The following is a 10,560-nucleotide window of genomic DNA, read 5'->3' as shown; positions in this document are numbered from 1 at the left end:
CCCACCGGCTTCTCGGTGGGCGACGCGGCGCCGAGGTCGGAATCCGCGTCGCCCGGGACGCCGCGGTTGCCCGACGCGGTAGGTCCGGCGGACCGGGTGCGCGACGGTCGACGCGCAGCCGCTCCGTCGCGCACCCGACCGCCCGGGCTCTTGCCCGGACGGGACCTACCGCGACCGCTCACCGCTGCGCCCTACTTCGCCCGGATCAGTTCGCGGAACCGTCGAAGGAGAAGCGCGGGAAGGCCAGTTCGCCGGCGTACCGAGCCGCGTCACCGAGGGACTCCTCGATGCGCAGCAGCTGGTTGTACTTGGCGACGCGCTCGCTGCGGGCGGGCGCACCGGTCTTGATCTGGCCGCTGCCGACCGCGACCGCGAGGTCGGCGATGGTGGTGTCCTCGGTCTCGCCGGACCGGTGGCTCATCATGGTCTTGTACCCGTTGCGGTGCGCGAGGTCGACGGCGTCGAGGGTCTCGGTCAGGGTGCCGATCTGGTTCACCTTCACCAGCAGCGCGTTGGCCGCGCCCTTGACGATGCCGTCCTCGAGCCGCTCCGGGTTGGTGACGAACAGGTCGTCGCCGACGAGCTGGATCTTGTCGCCGATCTGCTCGGTGAGCGCGACCCAGCCCTCCCAGTCGTCCTCGCTGAGCGGGTCCTCGATGGACACCAGCGGGTAGGCGCCGAGCAGCTCCGCGTAGAACGCGCCCATCTCGGCGGCGGTCCGGTTCTTGCCCTCGAACTTGTATCCCGTTCCGGCGGTGTAGAACTCGGTGGCCGCGACGTCGAGCGCCAGGGCCACGTCGACACCGAGCTTGAGGCCGGTCTTGGCGACGGCCTCACCGATCAGGTCGAGGGCCTCCTTGGTGCCCGCGACGTCGGGGGCGAAGCCGCCCTCGTCGCCGAGGCCGGTGGACAGGCCCTTGGCCTTGAGCACCGACTTGAGGGAGTGGTAGACCTCGGCGCCCCAGCGCAGCGACTCCTTGAAGGTGGCGGCGCCGACCGGCGCGACCATGAACTCCTGGACGTCGACCCCGGTGTCGGCGTGCGCGCCGCCGTTGAGGATGTTCATCATCGGCACGGGCAGCACGTGGGCATTGGGACCACCGACGTAGCGGAACAGCTCGAGACCCGAGGAGTCGGCGGCGGCGCGGGCGACGGCCAGCGAGACACCGAGCAGGGCGTTGGCGCCGAGCCGGGACTTGTCCGGGGTGCCGTCCGCGTCGAGCAGCTCCTGGTCGACGGCCCGCTGCTCGGTGGCGTCCATACCGATAATGGCGGGCGCGATCTCGCCGAGCACCGACTCGACAGCCTTCTCGACACCCTTGCCGAGGTAGCGGTCGCCGCCGTCACGCAGCTCCACGGCCTCGTGCTCGCCGGTCGAGGCGCCTGAGGGAACCGCGGCGCGCGCGAAGGTGCCGTCGTCGAGCAGCACCTCGACCTCCACCGTGGGGTTGCCTCGGGAATCGAGGATCTCGCGGGCTCCGACCTGCTCAATGATGGCCACGGATGGTTCTCCTTATTGGCGGCTTCGATGTGTTGGCGACGCCAGCGATGTGTGCGGTGACACCACCGCCGACGATTTCGCTACATAGTGCCAGGTCTGAGCCTAACGGCACTAACCGGCCAGGACGGTAGCGGCGCGCGGTCGCGACGGGTCCCGCACGCTCCGCTGCCATCGTCCCCGCACGCTCCGCTGCCATTGTCCCCGCACGCTCCGCTGCCATTGTCACGGGCGTACGCCGACCGAGTAGGCCGCGGCGCGGTAGCGAACCTCCCCCAGGTACTCGACCGACTGGTTGTAAGCCATCAACGCCTGCCGCCAGCCCTCCGCGCCGGTGAGGTCGCCGCCCCTCGCACACAGGTATCGAGCAGCGGTCAACGCGGCGTCGTCGATGTTGTCGGGGTCGGCGACGCCGTCGCCGTTCGCGTCGACTCCCCATCGCTTCCAGGTCTCGGGGATGAACTGCAGCGGTCCCATCGCGCGATCGTGCACCGGGTCGCCGTCCATCGTCCCGCCGTCGGTGTCCGGGATCACGGCGAGGCCGGGGGCGCCGTCGAGCGGAACGCCACGGATCGGGGGGCTCACCCTGCCGTCCGGCGCGACGTGCGCGCCGCGGTAGGTGCCGTGCCTGCTCTCGACGCCGGCGATGCCTGCGATGGTCGTCCACCCGATTCCACAGTCCGGCCGCGACCGGTCCATCACCGCGGCCGCGTACCCGTAGGCCTCGAGTGCGGTCACCGAGATGCCGAGCTCGTCGGACCGGTCCGCCGCCCAGTCGGCCAGCTGATCTGCGCTACGGCCGGGGGCGTCGACGTCGATCGGGGGCAGCGGGGCACCGGGTCCCGGGGGGATGCCCGGCGGGACCGCGATCCTCGGCTCGCCGGCACATCCCGCGAGGACGGCGGCGCCCACCACGACAACGGCGACGCAGCCGAGTAGTCGCCGATTCGGGGTGGTCACCAGGTCCATGATCCACGGCGGGCGAGAGTCGGCGGCAATCCGGGCATACCGGACGACCCCTTAGCTCGGTTCACGAGGCCCGATTGGTAAGTGCTACCTTAGTTGCGTTCCAGAGAAGGTTCGCCTTGCCTATATCGCGGCGGGGACATGCACAGATGAGGAGCCCTTCGTGCTCATCCTCGCCTCGAGCGCGACCGCGCCGAGCATTGCGACGCAGCTGTTCGGCAGCGGCTTGATCGGGGTCCGCGAGGGCCTCGAGACCGGCATCGTCGTGATGATTCTCATCGCCTTCCTGGTCAAGTCCGACCGCCGCGACGCACTCAAGTGGGTCTGGCTGGGCGTCGCCGCTGCTGTGGCGATGGTCGTCGGCATCTTCGTGGCCATCCATTTCGGCACGTCCACCGTCACCGGCATGGCCGCCGAACTGATCAGCGGCATCGCCTCGCTCGTCGCGGTCGTGATCGTCACCGCCATGGTGCTGTGGATGCGCAAGGCCGCGGCGTCCATCTCCGGACACCTCAAGGCGGGCATGAGCAAGGCCCTCGCGGTCGGACCGCTCGCCGTCGCGGCCATGGCGTTCTTCGCGGTCGGGCGCGAAGGCGTCGAGACCGCCCTGCTGCTGGTCGGCTACGCCGAGAACGCCGCGGGCAGCGCCTGGCCGCTGGTCGGGCTGGTCCTGGGCATCGTGGTCGCGGCCGGACTGACCGTCCTGCTCTACTTCGGCGCGGTGCGCATCGACTTCGCCAAGTTCTTCCGCTACACCGGCATCTTCCTGATCGTGGTCGCCGCCGGCATCCTCGCGTACGGCGTGCGCGCGCTGCAGATCGCGGGATGGCTGCCCGGTGGATCGAACCTCGCCTTCGACGCCTCGTCGACCTTCGACACCTCCAGCTGGTACGGCACCGTGCTGCAGGGGATCTTCAACTTCCGGCCCGACCCGACGGTGTTCCAGGTGGTCGCCTGGCTCGTCTACGTGGTCGTGGTGCTGCCGCTGTTCCTGCGCCCCACTCCCCCGAAGTCGGCGCCCGCGCCCGCCGAGGACGAGCCGACCGCCGACCAGACTTCCGACCTCCCCGCATAACCGAAAGGCCCCCGCTCGTGCGTCGTTACACCACTGCCATCGCCCTGACCGCGATCGCGCCCCTCGCCCTCGTGGCCTGCACGTCCAAGTCGGATCAGACGGCGGACTCGATCGCGGTCACCGCGACCGACACCGCCTGTGACGTCGCAGCGAACACCGCCAAGACCGGCACCACAACGTTCGCCATCACCAACAACGGCTCGAAGGTCACCGAGTTCTACGTCTACGGCTCCGGCGACCGAGTGATGGGCGAGGTCGAGAACGTGGGTCCGGGCCTGACCCGTCAGCTGATCGTGAACCTGCCCGAGGCGGGCACCTTCCACACCGCATGCAAGCCGGGAATGGTCGGCGAAGGCATCCGCGCCGAGTTCACGGTGACCGGCGATTCGCTTGCCCCGACCGACGAGTCCGGCCAGCTCGCCGAGGCCGCCGCCGGCTACAAGCGCTACGTCACCAGCCAGGTCTCGGCGCTGCAGGAATCGGCCGCCAAGTTCGTCGAGGCGATCAAGGCAGGCGACATCGAGTCCGCGAAGGCCCAGTACCCCACCGCGCGCACCTACTACGAGCGCATCGAGCCGATCGCCGAGTCCTTCCCCGACGACCTCGATCCTCGCCTCGACCTGCGCGAGGCGAACGTCGTTCCCGGCCAGAAGTGGACCGGCTTCCACCGCCTCGAGAAGGACCTGTGGGCCCAGGGACTGCAGCCGGACACCAACGCGGTGGCCGATCAGCTGATCGCCGACCTGAAGGAACTGTCCGACGGCATCGCGGCCGACGACTTCACCGTCGACCCGATTCAGGTCGCCGGCGGCGCACAGACCCTGCTCGACGAGATCTCCCGCACCAAGATCACCGGCGAGGAGGACATCTTCAGCCACACCGACCTGTGGGACTTCCAGGCCAACGTGGACGGCTCGCAGGCCGCGATCGCCTCGGTCCGCCCGATCCTGGACGAGCGAAACAAGGAGCTCGCGACTCGCATCGACCAGCGGTTCGCCGAGCTCGACACCGAGCTCGGCCAGTACCGCCGGGGCGACGGCTTCGTCTTCTACGACACCGTCACGGAGCCGCAGCGACAGGCGCTCTCGCACAAGATCGACGCATTGTCCGCCGAGGTGAGCCAGGTGCAGGGTGTCGTCGCCGCGCAGTGAGCCCGGGTCCGAGGGCAGCCCGGCACCTTCGGACACCTCGACGGGTCGCGGAAAGATCTCGCGCCGCAAGCTCTTCGGTGCGATCGGGGCCGGCGCGGTCGTAGCCGGCGCGGGCGCTGCGGTCGGGCGCCTCACCGCGCCGGACTCCGTGTCCGAGTACGGCGACGTGGTCGCGTTTCACGGTGAACATCAGGCCGGGATCGTCACACCCGCGCAGGACCGGATGCACTTCGTCGCGTTCGACGTGACCACCGATTCGCGAGACGAATTGGTTGCGCTGCTGCAGAAGTGGACCGAGATGGCCGCGCGGATGACCGCCGGCCAGGAGGCGAGTCCGGACGGCGCGATCGGTGCGGGCCAGTACACCCCGCCCAGCGACACCGGCGAGGCACTCGACCTCGACGCGTGCCAGCTGACGCTGACCATCGGATTCGGCCCGTCGCTGTTCACCACGCCCGACGGCAAGGACCGGTTCGGCATCGCCGGCATGCGCCCGGCCGCCCTTGCGGACCTGCCGAAGTTCACCGGCGACGCACTCGAGCCGGCCCGAAGCGGCGGCGACATCTGCATCCAGGCCTGCGCCAACGACCCACAGGTGGCGGTGCACGCGGTCCGCAACCTGGCACGGGTGGGTTTCGGCACCGTCGCGGTGCGCTGGTCGCAGCTCGGGTTCGGTCGAACCTCCTCGACCTCGACTTCGCAGACCACACCCCGAAATCTGTTCGGGTTCAAGGACGGAACCCGCAACATCAAGGCCGAGGAGCAGTCCACGGTCTCGGAGTTCGTCTGGGTGGACCCGAAGGACGACCAGTCCTGGATGGGCGGCGGCTCGTACCTGGTGGCCCGCCGGATCCGGATGCTCATCGAGCCGTGGGACCGGACCGTGCTGCACGAGCAGGAGCGGGTGATCGGGCGGAGCAAGGGCACCGGTGCGCCGCTCGGCCAGAAGGCCGAGTTCGACGAGCTCGACCTCGACTCGAAGGGCCCCCGCGGTCCGCTGATCGACAGGGATGCGCACGTCCGGCTCGCGTCGAAGGAAGAGCTCGGCGGAATCCAGATCCTGCGTCGCGGCTACAACTTCACCGACGGCTCCGACGGCTTCGGCCACCTGGACGCGGGCCTGTTCTTCATCGCCTACTGCCGGAACCCGCAGACGCAGTTCGTGCCGATGCAGTTGTCCCTGTCCCGCAACGACGCCATGAACGAGTACATCAAGCACGTCGGGTCGGCGCTGTTCGCGGTGCCGCCAGGGGTCCGCGAGGGCGAGTTCTGGGGTTCGTCGCTGTTCGGCGCCCAGTCCGGGACGCCTGCGCAGGCCGAGAAGTAGTCAGTAGGCACCGTCCGCCCGGATGACGGCCCCCGCGGTCTTCCACAGGATCATGAAGTCCAGTGCCATCGACCAGTTCTCGACGTAGCGCAGGTCCATGCGCACCGACTCCTCCCAGGAGAGGTCGCTGCGCCCGCTGACCTGCCACAGCCCGGTCAGCCCGGGCTTGACGAACAGGCGACGGCGCACGCCGTCGTCGTACTGCTCGACCTCGGATGCGAGCGGGGGGCGCGGGCCGACCAGTGACATCTGGCCGGAGACGACGTTGACGAGCTGGGGCAACTCGTCGAGCGAGAATCGCCTGAGGAAACGGCCGACGCGCGTCACTCTCGGGTCGTCACGAATCTTGAAGAGCACTCCCGCACCTTCGTTGGCTCGCGTGAGGTCTGCCAGTCGCTTGTCCGCGTCGCGAACCATGCTGCGGAACTTGAGCATCCCGAACTGAATCCCACCGCGTCCGACACGCATCTGCTTGTACAGCGCTGGACCGGGGCTCGTCAGCCGGACCGCACAACCGATGGCGAACAGGATCGGCGCCGCGGCGACCAGCAGGGCGATCGCCAGGACCCGGTCCATGACCGTCTTGGCGATCCACGCGGGACCGGTGAATCGGGGTGCACTCAGCTGCAGCAGCGGCATCGAGGCGACCGGGCTGATGTGGAGGCGTGGTCCCACGATATCCATCATCGCCGGCGCAATCAGCAGGTCCGCGCCGGTGCCTTCCAGGTCCCAGGCCAGCTGCTGGGTGCGCTGAGGCGACCACTGGCTCGACGGCACGATCGCCACCGCATCGTAGCCGTGCAGCGCGACGATACCGACGACGTCGCGCTCGGTGCCGACCACCGGCACGTCCTCGATCGCGAGCGGCAGCCGCCGGCCCGGGGCCAGGTCGGCGAGGCAGACCGCCTCGATCTCCCAACCCGCGTAGGCGGCGCCGCGGGTGCGCCGGATCAGCTCGAGCACCGAGTCCAGTTCGCCCGCCACGACCACGGAGCGGAGGTAGGCACCCGATCGCCTGCGCCGGTGCACCCACCGTCGCAGGGCGTACCTCCCGAGCACGGACAGCGCGGCGGCCAGCGGCAGCGCACCGAACACCCACGAGTGGCCTCCGGTCATGCCTGCCGCGTACCCGAGCACGGCCATGACCGCGATCACCAGCACGTACGCGTATCCGACTCGTCGGAACTCCTCCACCCCGCAGCCCAGAATCCGCGGATCCCACGCGTGCGTGACGGCCAGTGCGATCGACGCGGCCAATGGGACAGTCAGCGCGACAACAATATTGGCCGGGTTCGAGAGAACCGAGACGTTGTGGTAGCCGAGCGTGACGATCGCATCGGCCAGCAGGAAGCTCAGCACGTCGGACGCCACGGCGGCGCGGCGGTAGCGCCCCTCCCAGGACGGGTGCGCCGGGCACGGAAGGGTCAGTGGAGCGCGACTGGCGCGACTGTCCGAACACTCGCTGCAGGGACCCTGCGCTACGCCTGCGCGGCGGGCGGACCCGATTCCGCCGTCGACGACCCTTCCGCATTCGCACATCTGGACAATTCCAACCTGGTGGGTCGGGCCGATCCCTTCCCGATCAACCCGTCCCACAAAACATACTCTGCGCCTGTTATTGCCCGCAACATCGAACAGGTTCCTCTTTTCTGTCCAAATGAACGCCACATAGTTTTCTTTGAAGCGCGATCACGCGCTCGGAGTTGCCCACTCCGCGACCCGCCTCCTGGCGAGGAGCGCCCCCGCCTCGTCCGCAGGAAGCGGGTGGCTGAAGAGGAAGCCCTGGGCGCGGTAGCAGCCGAGGGCGAGCAGCGTTCGCGCAGCGTCCGTCGTCTCCACCCCCTCGGCCACCAGGTCGAGGTTGTACGACTTCGCCAGACTGACAATGGACTTGACGATGGCGAGATCGCCGAAGTTGTGCCCGAGGTCTCTAATGAACTCGCGGTCGATCTTGAGGACGTCCACTTCCAGCTGCTTGAGTTGACCGAGTGAGCTGTATCCGGTGCCGAAGTCGTCGATCGCCACCTTGACCCCCATCTCGGCGAGTCCTTGCAGCGTCACGCGAGTTCGATCCAGATCACTGACCACTGCATTCTCGGTGATCTCCAGACAGATGTCCGCGCCACCGATCCCGTACTCGCCCAGCACCCGGGCCGTCCGGTCGAGAAAGTCGAGGCCCACCAGTTGCGCAGGCGAGACATTGACCCGCAAACACGCGTCGAGGTCGGCGATCTCGGATCGCCACCGCGCGAACTGTCGGCAGGCGGTGCGGAGCACCCAGGTACCGAGTTCCGAAGCGAGATTGGTCGATTCCGCGATTTCGATGAACGATGCGGGGAGCAACAATCCCAGCACGGGGTGGTCCCACCGCACCAGGGCCTCCACTGCGAGGATCTCACCGCTTCGCAGGTCCACCTCGGGCTGATAGACCAGGTGCAGCGAGTCGTCGTTGATCGATGTTCGCAGACTCAGTTCGACAATGTCCCGAATCTCGGATTCGGCACGCATGTCTTCGGTGAAGGTCGCAATAGCATTGCCGCCCTGAGTTTTTGCTGACAGCACCGCCTGATCAGCCTGCCACAGCAGATCCGAACCCGAGCACGTACCCGGCATTCCCACGGCGACTCCGATACTCGCTCCGCGGCTCACCGAGACGCCCCCCACGCTGACACCCGCGCTCACCACCTCCTGGATCCGCGACGCCCGCGTTCGAGCCGTCGCCGGATCGAGTTCGCCGCCGAACACGATGACGAACTCGTCGCCCCCCAGGCGGCCCACGACGTCGTCGGGGGCGCTGTGCTCGCGCAATCGGGAACTCACCGCCACGATGAACGCGTCACCTGCGCTGTGCCCCAGGAAGTCGTTGAGGGACTTGAGGCGGTCCAGGTCGAGAAACAGCATCGCGACGGGTCCTGGCATTCCGCTCGCCATTCGGCGTTCGAGAGCCTCGACCAGGAATCGCCGATTGGCCAGTCCGGTGAGCTCGTCGTGGTCCGCCGTGTAGCGGAGCTGTTCCTCTGCCCGCACCCGCTCCTGGACCTGGGTCAGCATCGCCGCAATGGCCTTGAGCACGTTGACTTCCGCGACACCCCACGTGCAGTACCCGAACTTGATGAAACCCAAGGTCCCGGTCGTCACGTCCCCCGCCAGGAGCGGCACTGCGGCCACGGTCACCTGCGGCACGCCCGTCGCTGCCGCCACCCGGTCCTGGTACTCGTCGTCGTCCTGTCCTGGTCGGACGAACCCGACCTCCTTCAGATTCTCCAGCTTTGCGAATTCCGGGTCGGCGTCGGCGAAGTAGACGACACCCAGCGGATCCGGATCGGGGACGAAGGGCCGCTTGGGCCATTCGGCCACCAGCACGGTCGCGCGGATCTCGTGGTCGTTGCGGCGCAGGAAGCACGCATCCAGCTCGAAGTAGTCGACCACGTCGTGCAGCACCTGATCAGCGGTCGCCGCCCACGTACCGGCGTGCGTGACGCTCAGTCGCGACGCGACAGCGGTGACGAGTTCCTCGAGACTGTGCAACGACATTCGCGTCTCCGTCATCCCGTCTGGCCGCCGGAGGCCCGCTCCGGCTCCAGCGGCCGGCGCCCGCTTCGCACCGAGGCGCGTGGGGCATGACTCAGACGCAGTACGAGCGCGACTGCCTCGCCGGCCGCCACGCGGAACAGGTCGCGAAGCGCAGTCGCGCCGTGCGAGAGCTGTCCGGCGTGCGCGGGCGCGAGCTCACCGAGATCGGTGGCGTCGAGTCCGTACAGGAACACCGGCGAGACGGGCTGCACCGCGAGACCGTGCTCCTCGGCGGCAATCCACACCGACTCGGCCGCGGCGCCGCCGCGCAGGAAGTCCCGTGGCCGATCCCCCGCTACCACCACAGCGACCAGCGCCGAGCTCGACTCCACCCGCTCACGGGTCCGCATACCGAGCGACTGCCCCAGCCCCCACTCGGCCAGGTGTGCCATGGCGTCAGGCCGGCTGAGCACACGCAGCGCCGCGAGGTCGGCATCGTCCAACTCCAGCGAACGCACGTCGATTCCCGAGTCCATCGAGTCCCGACCCGGCCAGCGGAGCTCGCCGATCATCTCCCGGTGCAGTCGCGGATCCAGGAAGCGCACCCGGTCCGAGGCCGCGAACAGCTCGGCCGCCGCCCCGATCCCCGACCGGTCGGTGACCACCGACAGTCGCGCGTCCTCGGCACCCGCCGCATCTGCCAGTGCGCCCGACACTCCGGACTCGACCGGGCGTGGCACCCCCGCCCTGCGATTGGTGCCCCGCCGGAGCATCCCGCCGACCCGACGTGCGAGGTCTTCGTCGGTCCCGGTTCCGAACGTCATGCCGGCCACCAGCATCGGCTGGTCGCCGAAGTACTCGACCGGACCGAGCACGCCCCTCGCCGCAGCCGCGACCCGCGCGTTGTACAACGCGGCGCCGAGTGCGACGTAGCTGCCGCGAAACTGCACGTCCATCGCCGTTGTTCGGTCGGGATCGAGGAACAGCCGCAGCCCGTCCTCGTCGGCGTGCACGGTCCACGGTTGAGCAT

The 10,560-nt window shown here is 68.8% G+C and carries 7 protein-coding genes and 2 pseudogenes; 3 read left to right on the top strand and 6 right to left on the bottom strand.

What is annotated here, in order from left to right:
• The 3 genes and pseudogenes from ACFXGJ_RS22265 to ACFXGJ_RS22255 form a co-directional block, all read right to left on the bottom strand.
• A pseudogene (locus ACFXGJ_RS22265) lies at positions 1-182 on the bottom strand (hypothetical protein); the annotation flags it as partial.
• Positions 183-205: 23 nt separating this feature from the next.
• On the bottom strand, positions 206-1,501 hold the full coding sequence (eno, locus tag ACFXGJ_RS22260; protein ID WP_378624931.1) for a phosphopyruvate hydratase: 1,296 nt from the start codon (positions 1,499-1,501) through the stop codon (positions 206-208).
• Between the two features lie 222 nt (positions 1,502-1,723).
• Entirely contained in the window at positions 1,724-2,467 is a 744-nt protein-coding gene (locus ACFXGJ_RS22255; RefSeq protein ID WP_378624927.1) for a lytic transglycosylase domain-containing protein, read from the bottom strand.
• A 160-nt stretch (positions 2,468-2,627) separates the two neighbouring features.
• Between ACFXGJ_RS22255 and efeU the strand changes: the two genes are divergently transcribed.
• The 3 genes from efeU to efeB are packed head-to-tail and all read left to right on the top strand — an operon-like array spanning position 2,628 to position 6,017.
• Positions 2,628-3,539 (top strand): iron uptake transporter permease EfeU, encoded by a 912-nt coding sequence (gene efeU / locus ACFXGJ_RS22250; RefSeq protein ID WP_378624924.1) that lies wholly within the window; start codon positions 2,628-2,630, stop codon positions 3,537-3,539.
• A gap of 17 nt (positions 3,540-3,556) precedes the next feature.
• On the top strand, positions 3,557-4,690 hold the full coding sequence (gene efeO, locus ACFXGJ_RS22245; RefSeq protein ID WP_378624921.1) for an iron uptake system protein EfeO: 1,134 nt from the start codon (positions 3,557-3,559) through the stop codon (positions 4,688-4,690).
• 55 nt (positions 4,691-4,745) lie between these two features.
• A complete protein-coding gene (gene efeB, locus ACFXGJ_RS22240; RefSeq protein ID WP_378624934.1) occupies positions 4,746-6,017 on the top strand; it encodes an iron uptake transporter deferrochelatase/peroxidase subunit in 1,272 nt (423 codons plus the stop codon).
• Here efeB and ACFXGJ_RS22235 read toward each other — a convergent pair whose 3' ends face one another.
• The 3 genes and pseudogenes from ACFXGJ_RS22235 to ACFXGJ_RS22225 all read right to left on the bottom strand — a co-directional run.
• Entirely contained in the window at positions 6,018-7,388 is a 1,371-nt protein-coding gene (locus tag ACFXGJ_RS22235) for a sugar transferase (protein ID WP_378624918.1), read from the bottom strand.
• Between the two features lie 318 nt (positions 7,389-7,706).
• Positions 7,707-9,551, bottom strand: coding sequence for a putative bifunctional diguanylate cyclase/phosphodiesterase (locus tag ACFXGJ_RS22230; RefSeq protein WP_378624915.1), 1,845 nt, complete (start codon positions 9,549-9,551; stop codon positions 7,707-7,709).
• Positions 9,552-9,562: 11 nt separating this feature from the next.
• A pseudogene (locus ACFXGJ_RS22225) lies at positions 9,563-10,560 on the bottom strand (hypothetical protein); the annotation flags it as partial.

The sequence above is a fragment of the Rhodococcus sp. NPDC059234 genome, from assembly GCF_042754225.1.
Taxonomy (GTDB): domain Bacteria; phylum Actinomycetota; class Actinomycetes; order Mycobacteriales; family Mycobacteriaceae; genus Rhodococcus_G.
This window is presented reverse-complemented; position numbering and strand designations above follow the sequence as displayed.